This window comes from Streptomyces sp. S3(2020) (assembly GCF_013044505.1).
Lineage (GTDB): Bacteria > Actinomycetota > Actinomycetes > Streptomycetales > Streptomycetaceae > Streptomyces.
This window is the reverse complement of record NZ_JABERD010000015.1, coordinates 16,706-34,191: the sequence shown is the minus strand read 5'-3', so window position 1 is coordinate 34,191 and position 17,486 is coordinate 16,706. Positions and strand designations below refer to the sequence as shown.

Genomic DNA, 17,486 nt, shown 5'->3' with positions numbered 1-17,486 from the left:
TCACGGGCGTACGATCGGCCGCCATGACCTCCCTGCTGCCCGGCCCGCTGGTCGACGACACCTGGCTCGCCGCCCGCCTCGACGACCCCCGGCTGGTCGTCCTCGACGCCACCGCCCTGCTGCCCTCACCCCGGCACGACGGCGACCACCGGTGTGCGAGCGGCCGCGCGGCCTGGGTGGAGCGGCACCTCCCGGGCTCCCGCCACGCCGACCTGACCGGCGACCTCTCCGACCCCGACGCCCCGTACCACTTCGCCGTACCGGCCCCCGAGGCGCTGGCCGGCGCACTCGCCGCGCTCGGCGTGGGGGAGGGCAGCGCGGTCGTCGTCTACGACGACGGCGGCGGCATCTGGGCGGCCCGGCTGTGGTGGATGCTGCGCGCGATCTCCGTACCGGCCGCCGTGCTCGACGGCGGCCTGGCGGCGTGGGAGGCGGCCGGGCACCCCCTGGTCCACGGCGAGGACGCCGAACCGGCCCCCACGGTCACGCCCCTGACGCCGGTCCCGCGCCCGGAACTCTGGACGGACCTCGACGAGGTGGCCGCCATCAGCCGCGGGGAACGCCCCGGCACCCTGGTGTGCGCCCTGCCGGCCGGCGGCTTCGACGGCACCGCCCCCACCCGCTACAGCCGCCGCGGCCACATCCCGGCCAGCCGCAGCCTCCCCGGCCGCGAACTCCTGGACCCCGAGGGCCGCGTGCTGCCCGGCCCGCAACTCGCCGCCAGGGTCGGCACGGTGCTCGACGCCGAGGACTCGCCGGTCGTCCTGTACTGCGGCGGCGGCATCTCGGCGGCGGGCGCGGCGCTCGCCCTCACACTCCTGGGACGCGAGGACGTGTCGCTCTACGACGGTTCGCTGGAGGAGTGGTCCAAGGACCCGGCGCGGCCGCTGGAGCCGTGAACGCCGCGTGGCCGACGGGGCCGTGAACGCCGCCTGGCCGGCGATCGTCTCCCTCCCCCGAAGGTGACGATCGCCGGCCATTCCCCCGGCGCCGGACAGTGGTCCAGCCTCGCCCGTGTGCGGTCTGTACGCGCTGTCTCACCAGCACATGACCGCAGTTTCCCCCGAACCCCACGCGGAGTACAGGCGCACACGGACGAAGTATCGGCGGCCCTTGACGAGACGGGCCTTGACGGTGGCGTTGTGCGGCGCTCCTCCGTCGTCCTGGCCGGCGAGATAGCGGGGCTCCCCGTCCCGCTCCTCGAAGACCACCACGACGGTGTCGCTGTCGCCGAAGGTGCCCACGCTGTACTCGCGGGTCTCCGGCGGCTCGACGGTGAAGTCGGCCTGTTCGCCCGGGCCGAGACCGAGCGGAGCCGAACGGAACGGCACCAGCGCGGGCGGCCGCGACGGGCCCGCCGACGGGTACCAGCGCAGGACGTACTCCTTGTCCAAGGGCGAGAGCGTGCCGCTCGGGTTCAGACCCGCACGGAACTGCTCCGGCTCCAGGATCAGCCCTGCCGAGAACGGATACTCCATGATCGACTGCGGGTCCCAGGCGGAACCGTTCACCTCACGGACGTCCAGCTTGCGCAGGATGTTGAAGAACGTCTTGTCCCGGGTCCAGTGGTTCGGCGGGCCCGCGAGATCCGCGTAGACGGCCTCGTCGTCCCAGTGGATCCCGGCGAACGGGTTCTGGTGCTCATGGTGCATACCGAGCGCGTGCCCGATCTCGTGCAGGGCCGTCCCGCGCTCCCCGGGCGCGGTCAGGTCCCAGCCGAAGTTCATCGTCCGCTCGTGCAGCCCTACCCGCAGTGCGTCCTTGCCGACGGTCGACCAGGAGCCGTCGCCGAGCTGGAACCCGATGCGCAGTTCCGCCTCGCCGCGGTCGCCCACCTCGGCGAAGGTGACGCCGACGCCGAGGTCCTGCCACTCCTGGAAGCACTCGCGTACGACGTCCCGCTGCTCCTTGGCGCCGACCCACGACACCCGCCGGGTCGCCCCGCTGCCGGGAACCGCGATCACCGAGGCGTCGGACTCGCCGTCGAAGAAGTAGTAGTGCAGGACGGTGTTGTTGACCCACATCCGGCTTCCGCCGATGAGCGCACTGAGCCTCTCGGCGGCCAGCCCCGGTGTGAAGGCGGGGGCCGGCTGCTGCGCGAGGGAGCAGTAGCGGGAGGTCATGCGCCAAGAGTGCCGTCGGTGCTCCGCGGGCGCCTGAGTCGAGGGCTACTCAAGTCCCCGTGTATCAGACGTGAGTACTCGGGCTCTTGTCTGCGTGACGACTTTCGAACGCGATGCGAAGACCCTGGAACTGCCCTGGCCGTTCACCGGCCGGGAGGACGAACTGGAGCTGATCCGACGGTCCTCGGCCGCGGGTCACCACGGCATCGTGGTGACCGGTCCGGTGGGCTGCGGCAAGACCCGGCTCGTCACGGAGGCCGTACGCGGCACCGACTGCGCCAGGGTGGCCGGGACGCCCGAGACCCGGCACATCCCCTTCGCCGCGTTCGCCCATCTGCTGCCCGAGCCGGTCTCCCTGCACCGGGCCGTCCAACTGCTTTCCGCGGTACGGCTGTTGCTGGTGGACGACGCCCACCTGCTCGACGACGCCTCGGCCGCCCTCGTCCACCAGCTCGCGGTGCACGGCCGCACCCGGCTCCTGGTGGTGGCCACGGACGGGGCCCCCGTACCCGGCGCGGTGTCGCGTCTGTGGACCGGTGAACTGCTGCCCCGCCTCGCTGTGGAGCCACTGCCCCACGAGGAGACGGCCCAGTTGCTGGCGGCGGGCGTCGGCGGCGGCGTGGAGCCGTTCACCGTGAACCGGCTGCACCGGCTGTGCCGGGGCGATCTGCGGCTGCTGCGCGAGGTGGTCGGAGCCGTACGGGAGGAGGGGCTGCTCGTCCGGCTGCCGGGCTCGGACGAATGGGCGTGGCGTGGGCCGGTGCCCGTGACGGCGACCGTGCGGGAACGGACGGCCGGCGTCCTGGACCGGCCGGACCGCGAGACGCTCGAACTCCTCGCGTTCGCCGAGCCGTTGACGCTGGACATGGACGGATTCGACCTGCGGGTCCTGGAGGACCTGGAGGCCGAGGGCCTGGTGCGGGTCGACGACCACGGTGGCGTGGGCCTCGCCCACCCCCTGCACGGTCCCGTCCTGCGGGCGGCGGCCGGCCGGCTGCGGGCGCGGCGGCTGGCCCGTACGCCGGAGCAGTGCAAGGCGGCCCTGGAGGACGAGGCGGCCACGCTGTCGCGGCGGATGGAGCGGGCCGACGTACGGACCTCGTGCGCACCCGTGGGGGAATGGCTCGTCGCGGAGGGCGAGCCGGTGCCGTCCTGGTACGCGGCCGTGCGGGCGGGGTTCGCGCGGCTGCGGGGAGAGCTGCGGGAGGCGGCGGCCTGGGCGAGGGAGGGGCTGCGGGACACGGCGGGCGATCCGGCCTGCGGTGCCGAACTCGCCCTGGCCGTTCTGCAGTCCGGCGAGATGACCGACCCCGACGCGGACACCCGGGTGCGCACCGATCCGCGGACGGCACCCTGGCTGGCAGCCGCGCGCGGCGACCTCGACACGGCGCTGGAGACGGTCACCGACGCCTACGACGCCGTACGCCTGGGAGCCCCCGGGGAGTCGCCCGGCGCGGGCGTCTTCGCGCTGCACGCCGACGCGCTCGCCCGTGGTGACGGGCCCGCCCTGGACCTGGCCGCCGAGCGGCTGGAGGAACGGGGGTTCCTGCTCTTCGCCGCCGAGGCCAGCGCCCAGGCCGTGCACATCCACCGCGACCCGCGCGCCGCCCGCACCTCACGCACCCGTGCGGTCGCCCTGGCACGCCGCTGCCAGGGGGCCCGCACCCCGGCCCTGTCCGGACTCGTCCTCGGTGAACTCACCGCCCGCCAGCGGCAGATCGTCACCCTCGCGGCGGCCGGCCTCAGCAACCGCCAGATCGCCGAGAAGCTGACCCTGTCCATCCGCACCGTCGGCAACCACCTCTACAGCGCCTACGCCCGACTCGGCGCCGGCGGCCGCGGCGCACTGCCCTGGCTCGTAGAACTCCCCGACGCCCAACCGGCCTGACCGGCCCACCGACCGGCGGTCTGACCCCCGTGATCGGGGGAGGGGTCAGGCCGCCACATCCGGCCGCGGGGCGTCGGGCGGCCGTCGCTCGGCCCTGCGGGGTTTCGAGCCGCGGTGGTTTGGCCTGCGGGGCGTCAGGCCGCGCCGAATGCTGAGAATGCCCAGCCTGTCGCCTGGTGTGTGGCGTCTCCCGGGAGTGCGGCGCGTGCGTCGCGCAGTGCCTCGGCCAGGGAGAGCCCCGTGTCGAGCCCCTTGTGCAGGGCGAGCATCAGCGGTACCACCGCCGCGTCGTTGACGGGTGCCGTGCACGCCACCACACCCGCGGTGCCCAGCGGGAGCAGTGCGGTGACCAGGCCGAGGAGTTCGTCGGCGCCGACCGACGCGAAGCGGGCGGTGTCGCAGCAGGACAGGATGATCCGGTACGGGCTGCGGTCCAGCCGCTCGAAGTCGTGCACGATGAGCGGCCCGTCCGCCATCCGCAGCGACGAGAAGAGCGGGCTGTCGGCCCGGAACGTGCCGTGCGCGGCGATGTGCGCGAGGGCGGCACCGTCGAGTTCCTCCAGCACGCGCGGCACGCGCGCGTCGTCGTCCTCCAGCACCGTCGACCCGCCGTACCGGCCCGCCAGTTCGTGCACCTCCGCACCCTCCGTCGCCAGCCCCGGCCCCCGCACCAGCACTTGGCGCCCACCGGGAGGCGGCTCGGTCTCCCGGGCCCGCAGCCAGCCGCTCGCCGACGGCGACACACTGAGCACCCGCTCCCGCAACGACGGCAGCAGCGCCCACGGCACCCGGTGCAGCCTTCCCGGGGGCACCACCACGACCGGACCGGACCCGAGCTGCGCCGCCGCCGGACCGAGCAGCAGCTCCTCCAGCCGGCGCCCCGCCTCCGCCACCAGCGGAAGCCGCGCCTCCGCCCCGGGGTGGGCCAGCCGCCGCAGCCCCGCCTGCACATGCTCGGCCTCGGTCTCCGCGTCCGCCAGCAGCCCCGCCTCGAACCGCCGCACCCGCCCCTGCCCGCACAGCAGCACCTGGACACGCCCGTCCAGCACGGCGAGTTCGACCAGCCGCACGTCGTCCCCCAGCCGCTCCAGCAGCCGCGCCGGGTCGAACCGGCTGCCGTAGCCGGGCGCGTCCCCGCGGATGTGCAGGGTCCGGGAGCGGATCTCCCGCTCCAGGCGGCGCTGTTCGCGATCCAGCGCCGGCACCGGACGGCCCTCCATGCGGGCCCCCTCCGCGCGGGCCGCGATCTCCCGGAAAGCGGTCAGATCGCCGAGGAGCGTCGGATCGGCCGGCGGCCGGGTGGGCGGCGTGGACAGCGCGGTGGCCCGCCAGCGCTCGCTCCACACCAGCAGCCGGCGCGGACCGGAGTCGAGACTGGCCTGCTGGGCCAGCGCGGCGAGTTCGGCGCCCTGGGCGGTGGCCCGGGCCCGCAGCTCGGCGGCGCCCAGCGTCATCCGGTGGTCGTCGAGCACGTCCAGACCGCGTCGGCAGGCCTCCAGCACACCCCGCCCCGACCCGGCCGCCCGGGCCCGCAGCGCCTGCGCCGCCCACCCCGTCATCCGGGCCAGCGGCGGACCGCTGTGCCTGCTGCGGGCCGCGACGGCCAGATGCCGTTCCGCGTCGGCCGTCCAGCCCAGCCCGAGCGCGATCCGGCCCGCGAGCAGCGAGGCCTCCGGCGCGGCCGGCGCGCCGAACGAGGCCAGCCGCTCCGCCACTTCGGCCGCGTCGGCGACGAGCCGCCCCGAACCGCGCCCGGCCATGACCCGCGCCTCGATCAGCACCAGCCGGGCATGCGTCTCCCACCAGGTGCGCCGCTGCCCGGCGAACAGCCGCACCGCCAGCGCGGCACGCGCGATCGCCGTGTGCGGATCGCCCGCCAGACGGGCGGCACGCGCGGCGGCCAGCAGCAGCTCGGCCTTGCGCGTGGACTGCCCGCCGATCCGGTCGAGCACCCCGATCGCCGCGTCCGCCTCGGCCAGCGCCTCCGGAACGAGCCCGGCGGCCATCAGGACCTCGCAGCGCCTGATGTAGAGCATGAAGGACGGCGTGCCGAGCTTGGCGTACCGCTCCTCCGCCTCGTCCAGCAGCCGCAGCGCGACGGGCACGTCCCCGGACCGGAACGCGGCCAGCCCCCGGCTCTCCACCACGTCCGCCTTGTCGTGGTCCTGCCCGGTGGTGTCCCACAGCGCCTCGGCCGCGGTGAAGTCGGCGTCCGCCCGCTCCACCGCGCCCAGCGCCAGATGCACGGTCGCGCGCAGGGTGAGCGCCCGCGCGGTCCAGATCACGTCGTCCGCCTGCCGCAGCACCGGGATCGCCCGGCGTACGTCCTCCAGCGCCTCCCGGTGCCGGCCGAGGACCCACGAGGCGAAGGCGCGGCGGAACAGGACGCGCGCCCGGGTGTGTCCGCTGCCGATCGCGACACCCCGCTCCAGGGCGTCCAGGCCCTCTCGGGTGCGCCCCGCGTGTACCAACGCGACCCCCAGCGCGGCCAGCACATCCGCCTCGCGGTCGGCGGACTCCGCGCGCGCCGCGAGATCGCGGGCGCGCCGCAGATGCTCCAGCGCGATCCTCAGGTCGCCCCAGTCCCGTTGCCAGATGCCGATGACCTGGTGGGCGATGGAGGCGTGCAGCGGTAGGGGATCGGAGCCGAGTACCTCTTCCGCCCTCGCCAGCGCCTGGTTGGGGGCGGCGAACACCATGGGCAGCAGTTCGAGAACCGAGTCGCTTCTCGCCGTCACTCAACGGATGGTAGTGGCCCGGGTAGCGCGCCACACCGGTTTGGCGCTGTATCAATCAACGGCCCCGCGACTCTGACTGACGACCACCGCCCCAGTGGGAGGACACGCCATGGCACCACAGCGATTCCACGAGCAGTTCGACCAGATCCAGCGTTCGATGCCCGACGTCGCCCTGGCCCTGGGGCCCGACGATTCGGCCGAGTTCATCTACGAGAAGGGTGTGGTCCTCGCCCGGGACGGTGAGGAGGCGGCCCTCGTCGAGGACACCGTGCGCACCCACTTCACCGCGGCGACCGGTCTGAGCGGCGACCAGGTGCGCCGGGCCGGGCCGCAGACCAACCGCTCCGGCATCACCCGGATCCAGGTCGGCGACCCGGGCCACGGCGACCGCCGCGCCGACCGGGGAGTCGCCAACGCCCTGCGCGCCATGCGTGAACCCGAGGGACGCGCCGGACGCCGGCTCGTCAGCCGCAACCACGTGGTGTCCATCGCGGTCAACTCCTGCCCCGGCGACGAGCCCGTGCCCGCCCCGCTCAACCAGGGCACCAACCCGGCCCCCGCCGAGACGGGTTACGACGCGGACACGGCCGTGGGCGTCCTGGTCATCGACAACGGCCTGACCCACGACCATGCGCTGGTCCCGCTGCTCGGCCACGTCCAGGGCGACCTGCACGGCACCGAGACCGACCCGCAGGGCAACCTGCTCCAGTACGTCGGCCACGGCACCTTCATCGCCGGGATCCTCGCGGCCGTCGCACCCAACACGAACATCACCGTGCGCAACACCCTCAACGACGCCGGCGCCATCCTCGAATCCGACTTCGGCGAGGCCCTGTTCGCCGCCGTCGACGCGGGCGGCTGGCCCGACATCATCAGCCTCTCCGCCGGCACCTCCAACGGCCGCACCGACGGTCTGCTCGGTGTGGACGCCTTCATGCAGGAACTCCGGCAGCAGCGCACCCTGCTGGTCGCCGCGGCCGGCAACAACGCCAGCGCCACACCCTTCTGGCCCGCCGCCTACGCCTCGCTGCCCGACTACGCGGGCTCCGTCCTGTCGATCGGCGCGCTGCGCACCGACGGCGACCATGGCGCCTGCTTCAGCAACCACGGCTCCTGGGTCAACGCCTACGCGCCCGGCGAGCGCCTCACCAGTACCCTCACCGGTTTCGACGCGCCGATCCCGTACCTCTACCAGCACTCCACGTACGAGGCCTGCCGCTTCCACTTCACCTACCTGTGCACCTGCCAACACCCCCGCCACGCGGGCGTGTTGAGCGAGGACGGCACCCCGGCCAAGCCGGACCAGGTGATGTTCGACGGGTTCGCGCACTGGAGTGGCACCTCCTTCGCCACCCCCGCCGCCGCCGGCATGGTGGCCGCGTACATGACCGCCAACAAGGAGGGCGACCCGCGGGCCGCCCGGCAGCAACTGATCGCGGCCAACACCGAGTTCGCGGAGGTACGAGGGGCGCACGTCACCGCGCTCATTCCGCCGACCTGGCGCCCGAGCACGGCTGTACAACTGTGAGGGCCGAACTCGCCTCCGTCACGGCGTACGATGACTTGCCGTACACGAGGGGTGGGGCCGTGGACCGAGCAGATGTCGGCGCGCTGGTCCAGTCCGCCGTCGACGGTGACGCTGCGGCCTGGAAGGCGCTCGTGGAAGGGCTGAGCCCACTGGTGTGGTCCGTCGTGCGCGCGCACCGGCTCTCCGACGCCGACGCGCACGAGGTGTACCAGACGGTGTGGTTCCGTTTCGCCCAGCATCTGGGCCGGATCCGCGAACCGCAGAAGGCCGGCTCGTGGCTGGCGAGCACCGCACGGCACGAGTGCCTGAAGGTGCTCAAGAGCTTAAGGCGGCTGACGCCCACGGACGATCCGCAGCTGCTCGACCGGGTCAGCGAGGACCGCACCCCCGAGCAGTCGCTGCTCGACTCCGAGGAGGCGGCCGTGGAGAGCGAGCGGATCCGTCGTCTGTGGCAGGAGTTCGAGGAACTCGGGGATCGCTGCCGTCAGTTGCTGCGCATCCTGATGGCCTCTCCGCCGCCCAGCTACCAGGAGGTCTCCTCGGCCCTGGGTATCGCCGTGGGCAGCATCGGACCCCTGCGTCAGCGCTGTCTGCGCCGGCTGCGGGCACGTATGGAAGCAAGGGGGGCGGTGTGAACACCGTGAACGACGACTTCGACGAAGAGGCCCACGACGGCGAGGAGTTCGACGTCGACCTGCTGGAGGAGGAGCTCCGCCGGGCCGCCTCGATCCTCGATCCGGTACCGGCCGAGCTGCTGCAACTCGCCGTGGAGGCCTACGCGCTGCACGACCTCGACGCCCGCATCGCCGAGCTGACCTTCGACTCGGTGGTGGACGCCATCCCGGTGCGGGGGGCCGTCGACGTACCGCGGATGCTGACCTTCCGCGCGGGCGAGGTCACCGTCGACGTCGAGGTGACCGGACAGGAACTGCTGGGGCAGGTGCTGCCGCCCCAGCAGGCCCTGATCGAGGTGCTGACCGGTCCCCAGGTGACCGCGCCACTGGTCACCGACGACATGGGCCGCTTCACCGGCGAAGCGCCCCCCGTCGGCCCCTTCGCACTGCGGCTGCGGGCGGGCGGGGAGGTCGTGGTCACGGAGTGGCTGCGGGTCTGAGTCCTTCGTGGTCCGAGCTCTTCGCGCGAGGGTCGGTCTACCAGGTCACGGGGAGCTCCTGGGGTCCGCGGATCATGGTCCTGCGGCGCCAGGCGACCTGGTCGGCCGGGACCGCGAGGCGCAGGCCGGGCAGCCGGTCGAGCAGGGTGTCGACCAGCAGCTCGATCTGGAGCCGGGCGAGGACGGCGCCGGTGCAGTAGTGCGCGCCGTTGCCGAAGGACAGATGCGGGTTGGGGTCACGGTCGGCGTCGATCTCGTCGGGGGACGGGAAGACGTCGGGGTCGCGGTTGGCGGCGAGGTAGGAGACGTAGACCGCCTCGCCGGCCGCGATCCGCACCCCGTGCAACTCGACGTCCTCCAGGGCGATCCGGGCCAGGCCGACCGAGGTGCGGTGCGGGATGTAGCGGAGCAGTTCGTCGAGGACGGGTCCGCGCGCCTCGGGGTGTTCCCGCATCCTCCGCATCAACTCGGGCCGGGTGAGCAGCAGATACAGCATCTGACCGCAGTTGTGGGTGACGGCCTCGCCGCCGATCTGGAGCGGCGCGGCCAGCCCGACCGCCTCCGCCTGGCTGATCTCGCCCCGCCGCACGGCCGAGCCGATCAGCGAGTACACGTCGTCGCCCGCGCTGTCGGCGCGTGCCCGGACGGTGTCCGCGATCCAGCCGAACATGCCCTTCTTGGCCTCCGCGGAGGCCTCGGCCCCGCCCTTCGTGGAGACGATCCGCGCCGCCCAGGCGTGCATCCGCTCCCGGTCGGCGGCGGGCACCCCCATGACCTCGCAGATCACGGCGACCGGGAAGGGCTCAAGGACCCGCTCGACGAGATCGGCGGGCGGTCCGTCCCGGACGACACCCTCCACCAGCGGGTCCAGGATCTCCTGTGCTCGGGGCCGTAGCCGCTTCATCGCGCTCACGGTGAACGCGTCGGCCACCGCCTTGCGCAGCCGGTTGTGATCGGGCTGGTCGGCCCACGCGGGGGAGCCCGGCTGGGGACTGAAGTGCGGGGCGAGCCGGGTGACCTGACGGGTCATGCCCGCGGTGCGGCTGAAGCGCGGATCGTTGGTGATCACTCTGACGTCCTGGTAGCGGGTGGCCAGCCATGCCCAGCCCTCCCCGAACGGCAGCCGGATGCGGGTCAGCGGTCCTTCCCGCATGAGGTCGGCGAGAATCGGATCGAACTCGGTGCCGTCGAGGTCGAGGGAGGGCCAGTCCCGTACCTCGGGCAGGTCCTGGCCGGTCAGCGTGCTGGTCTCCTCGGTCATGCCCCCAGCCTCACCGCCCCCGCGGTGCGCTGTCGCGCGGGAGTGCTCCAGCCGGAGGTCAGCGGGTGGTGGCGTCGACGAGGGCGGCGAGCGCCGACGCCAGGATCCCGAGCCCCGGGCCGGCGGGTCCGCCGGGTTCGCTCATATAGGTGTCCCGACGGATCTCCACCATCAGCGCGGACACCCGGGGATCACGGCCGTGGAACTCCAACGGCACGTACGTCCCGCCGAACGGAGTGTCCAGCCCGATCCCCCCACAGCCCGCGAACGCCTCCCGGGCGGCTTCGACCAGCTCGGCAGAGGTGTGGAAGGGGTCGGTCCCCAGACACACCGGCGGCCTCGGCCCCTCGCCGTGCAGCTCGTAGGGGAGCGGTGCGGTGGGGTAGGAGTGCACGTCGATGATCACGGCCCGCCCCGTGGCGGCGAGCCGCCGGGCCACGGCATCGGTCATGGCCCGCGCGTACGGCCGGAAGTACCGCGCGATCAACGGTTCGGGATCGAAGCCCTCGGGCCGCAGCGGCGTGCGCCGGGTCGTCCGCGTGTACACGGCGCCCATCCCGACGGCGAGCATCTCCTCCCGCTCGTCCGGGAAGCGCTCGGGATCGACGACCAGCCGGGAGAGCCGGTTCACGAACCGCCACGGAGCGACGCGCGCCGCCCCGGCCGCCCGGGCGGCGAGCTCCGCGGTGTGCGCGTCGACGATATGGTCCAGCTCCTCCTCCAGCGCGGCGTCCGCCACCACGATCCCCGCCCGCACCTCGGCAGGTATCTCCCGCGCCGAGTGCGGCACATGCAGGATCACGGGGGATTCCCCGGCTCCCGGCACCAGCTCGAAGGACGGTTCGGCAGAGGTCACGCGGCGGCTCCGGGGGCGTTGTCAGTGGTGTGGTGCACGATCACAGCATGAACATCAGCAATCCGCAGGTGACCGCGTACCCGTTTCTCAAGGCGCTCTACGAGGACGACTACTACCCCGACCATGTGCTGGACCGGGGCAGGGACATCCTGCTGCGCCTGTGCGAGCGGATCGAGACGGAGCGGCCCGCCGATCCGGCCGGGTTGTATGTGCTGACGCAGGCGGCGACCGAGGAGTTCAATGAGCTTCAGGGCGACGACTTCGACATCGAGACCATCGGCCGTGAGGAGATAGCCGAGGAGTTCTGGTTCGTGGCGAAGGCCTACGGTTTCGCGGAGGCGGACGTCGAGGAGCTGATCGCCACCCGGGACTGGTGAGGCGCGCGTCGTGCTCAGGGCCGGACCAGTGGCAAGGTGCGGGACAGCCCGCGCGGGGTGGGCGCCGCGGTGCAGTGGACGCGTACGTCCAGCAGGGAGTGCCGGAAGTCGTAGGTGGGGACCGTGTCGACGAGGAGGTGGTAGGTGACCGTGGTGCCTGCCCCCAGGCGGCCGGGGCCGATGTGGAGCTCGGTGCCGCGCATGCGGGTCGGCGGGGCCTGGGCGTCGTCGGGGAGGGACTCGGTGCGCAGCAGCTCGGCGTAGGGCACGGCGAACCGGACGCGGAAGGGCTCTCCGCGGTCGAAGGCGCTGCTGGCGATATCCCGTCTGCCGGGGTTCGTCAGCACCACGGTCACCAGATGCGGGTCGGTCAGCGGAGTGCCGTTGCGGCTGATCTCCAGGCTGCCGTCGATCGGGCCCCGCACCAACGAGGTGTGGCTGACCGTGCAGATGAGCCGACGCCTCGGGTGCGCCACCCGGAACGCGGCCCAGATCGTGCCACATCCCAGGAGAGCGGCGACGGGGACCCCGACCGCGGTCCAGAAGGTCTCCGTCGCGTAGAACGCGCCCGACGCGACGGCCTGGGCGGATAAGACGTGGTACACGGACAACCCCCCTTGGCCGGGTCCGTTCAGTGGCGGTGCGGGCGGCTCTCGCGGGCCGCTCCGAGGAACGCGCGCCACATGAGTGGCGAGAAGAGAAGGGCCGGCTGCTCCGTGTCCTTGGAGTCCCGGACCGCGACCACCCCCTCGACGACGGCGAGTTCGACACACGCCCCGTTGTTGTTGCTGTGGCTGCTCCTGCGCCATATGGCGCTGTCGAGACCGGCCTGCGGCGGACGCCGGCCGTCGTACGTGTTCATGACTCCTGCATCTCCCTGGTGAGCTGTTCCAGCAGGGCGAGCGCCTCCTGAGGATCAGGAGCCGCCGCCCGGAGTAGATCGAAGGTCTGGACGAAGGTACGGACGTCGCGCTCCTTCTCCAGGTAGACATTGCCGGCGGCGGATTCGACGTAGACGACCATGGACGCATGGGGCTGGAACTCCAGCAGGGAGAAGGGTCCCGCCATGGCCACGTGGGCACCCTTGGCCGTCGGCATGATCTGGAGCGTGACGTTCGGCATGGTCACCGTTTCGGCGAGGTGCCGCAATTGGGCCGCCATCACCTCCCTGCCGCCGACCGGCCGGCGCAACGCGCTCTCCTCCAGCACCACCCACAGCTCCAGCGGATCGGGCTGCCGGGTGAGCAGTGTCTGGCGCTCCTTGCGGAAGCGGACCAACTGGTCCGTCTCATGAGGCTGGTTGAACCACGCTGTGGCGATCACCGCACGGGCGTAGTCCTCGGTCTGGAGCAGGCCCGGCACCACCGTCGACTCGTACTGGCGCAGAACGCGGGCGTCGGACTCCAGGCCCGCGTAGGTGGCCATGCCCGAGGGGAGTACATCGCCGTAGTGCGCCCACCAGCCTTGCTGCTGGGCGTCCTTGTGGATCTGCATGACGGTCTCGATGCGCAGCGGATCGGTGACGCCGTACCACTCCAGGAGGTCGCGCACGTCACGGGCTTTGACCGGGGCCTGTCCCGTCTCCACGCGGCTGATCTTCGACATGGAGCACTCCAGATGGGTGGCGGCGTCCTCGATCCGCTTGCCCGCCTGTTCCCGGAGCCGCCGCAGTTCCGCACCGAGTTGGCGCCGCCGTACGGTGGGTCCTCCGACCGTGGCCATTGCCTCACCCCTCGCATGTGATGGTGCGGAGTATTGCTTGACGCAAGTGTGCCACGCGCTCAACATGCTTGTACCAGGGAAGAGTTGTATCAAGACATTTGGCTCACGCAATTGCGTGGTGGAAGTCGCTCGGTCGTCCGCAGGCCGGACACACGACCGCCCCGGTCGGGAGAACCCGGCCGGGGCGGAGCCGTGCGGCGTGCTCGCGTCAGTTCAGGGACGCCAGCGCGTCGTTCCACGTCGTGGACGGGCGCATGACCTTCGCGGCCTTGGCCGGGTCGGGCTGGTAGTAGCCGCCGATGTCGGCCGGCTTGCCCTGGACGGCGTTCAGCTCGTCGACGATCTTCTGCTCGTTCGCGGCGAGGGTCTCGGCGAGCGGAGCGAAGGCCTTCGCCAGGTCCGCGTCCTCGGTCTGCGCCGCCAGCTCCTGCGCCCAGTACAGGGACAGGAAGAAGTGGCTGCCGCGGTTGTCGATGCCGCCGACGCGACGGGTCGGGGACTTGTCCTCGTTGAGGAAGGTCGCCGTGGCGCGGTCGAGGGTGTCGGCGAGGACCTTGGCCTTCGGGTTGTCGGTGGCCGTTGCGTACTGCTCCAGGGACGGGACCAGCGCGAAGAACTCACCGAGGGAGTCCCAGCGCAGGTAGTCCTCCTTGACCAGCTGCTGGACGTGCTTGGGCGCGGAGCCTCCGGCGCCCGTCTCGAAGAGGCCGCCGCCCGCCATCAGCGGGACGACCGACAGCATCTTGGCGCTGGTGCCCAGCTCCAGGATGGGGAAGAGGTCGGTGAGGTAGTCGCGCAGGACGTTGCCCGTGACCGAGATCGTGTTCTCGCCGCGTCGGATGCGCTCCACCGACAGCTTGGTGGCCTCGACCGGGGCGAGGATCCGGATGTCCAGGCCCTCGGTGTCGTGCTCCGGCAGGTACGCGTTGACCTTGGCGATCAGGTTGGCGTCGTGCGCACGGGTCTCGTCCAGCCAGAAGACGGCCGGGTCGCCGGTGGCGCGGGCGCGGGTGACGGCCAGCTTCACCCAGTCCTTGATCGGCGCGTCCTTGGTCTGGCAGGCGCGGAAGATGTCGCCCACGGCGACCGGCTGCTCGATGAGGACGTCGCCGGCCTGGTCGACCAGCCGGGCCGTACCGGCCGTCTGGATCTCGAAGGTCTTGTCGTGGGAGCCGTACTCCTCGGCCTTCTGCGCCATGAGGCCGACGTTCGGGACCGAGCCCATGGTCGACGGGTCGTAGGCGCCGTTGGCGCGGCAGTCGTCGATCGCGACCTGGTAGACACCGGCGTAGGAGGAGTCCGGGAGCACCGCGAGGGTGTCGGCCTCGGCGCCGTCCGGGCCCCACATGTGGCCGGAGGTGCGGATCATGGCCGGCATCGAGGCGTCGACGATGACGTCGGACGGCACGTGCAGGTTGGTGATGCCCTTGTCGGAGTCGACCATCGCCAGGGCCGGGCCCTCGGCGAGCTCGGCGTCGAAGGAGGCCTTGATCGCGTCGCCCTCGGGGAGGGAGGCGAGGCCTCCGAAGATGCCGCCGAGGCCGTTGTTCGGGGACAGGCCGGCCGCGGCCAGCGTCTCGCCGTACTGCTCGAAGGTCTTCGGGAAGAAGGCGCGCACCACGTGACCGAAGATGATCGGGTCGGAGACCTTCATCATCGTGGCCTTCAGGTGCACGGAGAACAGCACGCCCTGGGCCTTGGCCTCGGCGATCTGCGCGGTGAGGAACTCCCGCAGCGCGGCCACGTGCAGCACGGACGCGTCGACTACCTCGCCCGCGAGGACCGGTACCGACTCGCGCAGCACCGTGGTGGCGCCGTCCTCGGCGACCAGCTCGATCCTCAGCGCGCCGGCCTCGGAGATCACGACGGACTTCTCGGTGGAGCGGAAGTCGTTCTGCCCCATGGTCGCGACGTTGGTCTTCGAGTCCGCGGTCCAGGCGCCCATGCGGTGCGGGTGGGTCTTGGCGTAGTTCTTGACCGAGGCGGGGGCGCGACGGTCGGAGTTGCCCTCACGCAGGACCGGGTTGACCGCGGAGCCCTTGATCTTGTCGTAGCGGGCCTGGACGTCCCGCTCCTCGTCGGTCTTCGGGTCGTCCGGGTAGTTCGGCAGCGCGTAGCCCTGGCCCTGGAGCTCGGCGACCGCGGCCTTGAGCTGCGGGATCGACGCCGAGACGTTCGGCAGCTTGATGATGTTGGCCTCGGGCGTCTTCGCCAGTTCGCCCAGCTCGTGCAGGGCGTCCGGGATGCGCTGGTCCTCGGTCAGGTACTCCGGGAACACCGCGATGATGCGCCCGGCCAGCGAGATGTCCCTCGTCTGGACGGCGACACCCGCCTGCGAGGCGTACGCCTGGACCACCGGCAGGAAGGAATACGTCGCCAGGGCCGGGGCCTCGTCAGTGTGCGTGTAGATGATGGTCGAGTCAGTCACCGGGTGCTCCGCTCCACGTCTGCAACATTGCTCGACATCAAGATATCTCCTGATCGACCGAGGCTCGACAGGGGTCCGCGCACACTGTCCGAGAACCCGCGCATCCGCTACGCCGTTCGAAGCGTCCGATCCCGCGGTCATGCGAGTCGATCACACGTCTTCCGACGGCCGGACCCGACCATCCGGCCGCCCGAACGAAAGCGGACCATGCGATATCGCACCAGAGTGAGGGCCCCGCCGCCCCGCCCGGCACCGCCGCGGTCCTGAGCCTGGCGTCCCCGGCACTCGCGGCCCCGGCGACCGGCACGCCCGGCCCGGAGACCCTCGGCGACCCCGTCCTCCCCGGCCTCGGCAACGACGGCTACCGCGTCTCGGCGCACCACCTCGACCTCGCGTACGACGCCACGACCGAGCTCGTCCTGTCGATCACCCGCATCCAGGACCTGAGCCGCTTCTCGCTCGACGCGCTCCGCCTGGCCATACGCACCGTGACCGTGGCCGGTGCCGCGGCCGGCTTCGAGCAGGCGGGCGAGAGGCTGCGGATCACCCCGGCCGAGCCGCTCGCACCGGCCGACCGGTGGACGTCACCGTGGCCTACTCCGCGGACCCGCGCCGCGCCCTCGCGCACACCGCCTGGGTCCCCACCCCGGACGGCTTCGCGGTGTGCCCCCAGCAGGACTCGGCGCACAGCGTCTTCCCGTGCAACGACCACCCGGCGGACAAGGCGGACTGCACCTTTCCCGGCACCGTCCCGGCGGGCCGCCGAGCACCCAGCACCACGGGGGCGGTCGCACCGCCCGCACGTACCGCTCCCGCGAGCCGATGGCCACCGAACTTGTCCGGACCACCACCCTGGGGCCCGCGCTCGTCCTCACCTCGAACCTGGTCAGCTGGATCGAGCAGCGCCTCGGGGCGGTACCCGTTCGAGAAGTACGGCCTCCTGCCGTGCAACAACGACGCCGCGGACGCCTTCGACTTCACGGGTCTGGAGACCCAGACCCTCACGCTCTACAGGCCCGCCCACCTGCTCCAGGCCGAGTCGAAGATCGGCTCGCACATGATGCACGAGCTGGTCCACTCCTCTTTCGGCAACAGCGTCAGCCCCGCCACATGGTCCGACCCGTGGCGCAGGAGCTCGGGCCTGGTCGCGTCACCCAACGCGGCCAACCTCTTCGACAGCCAGACGGTCTTCAGCATCATCGAGCGGACCTTCCGGGACCGCTTCCGCGACTCCTCCGCGACGACGGACGACTGCATCGCCGTCGCCTCGGAGGTCTCCGGCAGCGATCAGTCAGGGTTCCTGCGGGGCTGGCTCCACGGCACGAAGGCCCCGCGGATGCCCGGCCACCCGGACTGGACCGTGAGGCCGACGAGCTCGGCCCTGCGGCTGCCGCAGTCCAGGCCGAGCAGCGGTTGCCACGACAACTCGGCCACCCTGTGAGGCGATCGGC

The 17,486-nt window shown here is 72.2% G+C and carries 14 protein-coding genes and 1 pseudogene; 7 read left to right on the top strand and 8 right to left on the bottom strand.

Features of this window, described 5'->3' with window-relative positions; all coding sequences use genetic code 11:
• Window positions 1-23 precede the first annotated feature (23 nt).
• Window positions 24-899 carry a rhodanese-like domain-containing protein gene (locus tag HLK59_RS07725; RefSeq protein ID WP_171140512.1) on the top strand — a complete coding sequence of 292 codons (876 nt, stop codon included), beginning with the start codon at window positions 24-26 and terminating at the stop codon, window positions 897-899.
• A gap of 138 nt (window positions 900-1,037) precedes the next feature.
• Here HLK59_RS07725 and HLK59_RS07720 read toward each other — a convergent pair whose 3' ends face one another.
• Window positions 1,038-2,123: a M12 family metallopeptidase gene (locus HLK59_RS07720; protein ID WP_171140511.1), complete on the bottom strand. Its 1,086-nt coding sequence runs from the start codon at window positions 2,121-2,123 to the stop codon at window positions 1,038-1,040.
• Window positions 2,124-2,217: 94 nt separating this feature from the next.
• On the opposite strand from HLK59_RS07720, the gene HLK59_RS07715 reads away from it, so the two are divergent.
• On the top strand, window positions 2,218-4,011 hold the full coding sequence (locus tag HLK59_RS07715) for a LuxR C-terminal-related transcriptional regulator (protein ID WP_171140510.1): 1,794 nt from the start codon (window positions 2,218-2,220) through the stop codon (window positions 4,009-4,011).
• A 134-nt stretch (window positions 4,012-4,145) separates the two neighbouring features.
• Here the strand turns inward: HLK59_RS07715 and HLK59_RS07710 are convergent, their stop codons facing one another.
• Window positions 4,146-6,710 carry a CHAT domain-containing tetratricopeptide repeat protein gene (locus HLK59_RS07710; RefSeq protein ID WP_171140566.1) on the bottom strand — a complete coding sequence of 855 codons (2,565 nt, stop codon included), beginning with the start codon at window positions 6,708-6,710 and terminating at the stop codon, window positions 4,146-4,148.
• A 148-nt stretch (window positions 6,711-6,858) separates the two neighbouring features.
• Here HLK59_RS07710 and HLK59_RS07705 point away from each other — a divergent pair, with 148 nt between their 5' ends.
• The 3 genes from HLK59_RS07705 to HLK59_RS07695 are packed head-to-tail and all read left to right on the top strand — an operon-like array spanning window position 6,859 to window position 9,391.
• On the top strand, window positions 6,859-8,277 hold the full coding sequence (locus HLK59_RS07705; RefSeq protein WP_171140509.1) for a S8/S53 family peptidase: 1,419 nt from the start codon (window positions 6,859-6,861) through the stop codon (window positions 8,275-8,277).
• A 59-nt stretch (window positions 8,278-8,336) separates the two neighbouring features.
• Window positions 8,337-8,912, top strand: coding sequence for a sigma-70 family RNA polymerase sigma factor (locus tag HLK59_RS07700; protein ID WP_171140508.1), 576 nt, complete (start codon window positions 8,337-8,339; stop codon window positions 8,910-8,912).
• A 5-nt stretch (window positions 8,913-8,917) separates the two neighbouring features.
• Window positions 8,918-9,391: a hypothetical protein gene (locus HLK59_RS07695; protein WP_171140565.1), complete on the top strand. Its 474-nt coding sequence runs from the start codon at window positions 8,918-8,920 to the stop codon at window positions 9,389-9,391.
• A 37-nt stretch (window positions 9,392-9,428) separates the two neighbouring features.
• Here the strand turns inward: HLK59_RS07695 and HLK59_RS07690 are convergent, their stop codons facing one another.
• Together HLK59_RS07690 and HLK59_RS07685 are read right to left on the bottom strand one after the other, a co-directional pair.
• On the bottom strand, window positions 9,429-10,652 hold the full coding sequence (locus HLK59_RS07690; protein WP_171140507.1) for a cytochrome P450: 1,224 nt from the start codon (window positions 10,650-10,652) through the stop codon (window positions 9,429-9,431).
• Window positions 10,653-10,710: 58 nt separating this feature from the next.
• Window positions 10,711-11,508: an N-formylglutamate amidohydrolase gene (locus HLK59_RS07685; protein ID WP_171140506.1), complete on the bottom strand. Its 798-nt coding sequence runs from the start codon at window positions 11,506-11,508 to the stop codon at window positions 10,711-10,713.
• Window positions 11,509-11,555: 47 nt separating this feature from the next.
• On the opposite strand from HLK59_RS07685, the gene HLK59_RS07680 reads away from it, so the two are divergent.
• Window positions 11,556-11,885, top strand: a complete 330-nt coding sequence (locus HLK59_RS07680; RefSeq protein ID WP_171140505.1) for a DUF5713 family protein — start codon at window positions 11,556-11,558, stop codon at window positions 11,883-11,885.
• A gap of 14 nt (window positions 11,886-11,899) precedes the next feature.
• Here the strand turns inward: HLK59_RS07680 and HLK59_RS07675 are convergent, their stop codons facing one another.
• The 4 genes from HLK59_RS07675 to HLK59_RS07660 form a co-directional block, all read right to left on the bottom strand.
• Complete coding sequence (locus HLK59_RS07675; protein WP_171140504.1) at window positions 11,900-12,490, bottom strand: hypothetical protein; 591 nt, start codon at window positions 12,488-12,490, stop codon at window positions 11,900-11,902.
• Between the two features lie 26 nt (window positions 12,491-12,516).
• Window positions 12,517-12,747, bottom strand: coding sequence for a DUF397 domain-containing protein (locus tag HLK59_RS07670; RefSeq protein WP_171140503.1), 231 nt, complete (start codon window positions 12,745-12,747; stop codon window positions 12,517-12,519).
• Complete coding sequence (locus tag HLK59_RS07665) at window positions 12,744-13,607, bottom strand: helix-turn-helix transcriptional regulator (protein WP_171140502.1); 864 nt, start codon at window positions 13,605-13,607, stop codon at window positions 12,744-12,746. Before HLK59_RS07665 ends, HLK59_RS07670 begins: the two co-directional genes overlap by 4 nt.
• Window positions 13,608-13,815: 208 nt before the next feature.
• On the bottom strand, window positions 13,816-16,035 hold the full coding sequence (locus tag HLK59_RS07660; protein WP_171140501.1) for an NADP-dependent isocitrate dehydrogenase: 2,220 nt from the start codon (window positions 16,033-16,035) through the stop codon (window positions 13,816-13,818).
• Between the two features lie 207 nt (window positions 16,036-16,242).
• On the opposite strand from HLK59_RS07660, the pseudogene HLK59_RS07655 reads away from it, so the two are divergent.
• Window positions 16,243-17,476, top strand: a pseudogene (locus HLK59_RS07655) (M1 family peptidase).
• Window positions 17,477-17,486 lie beyond the last annotated feature (10 nt).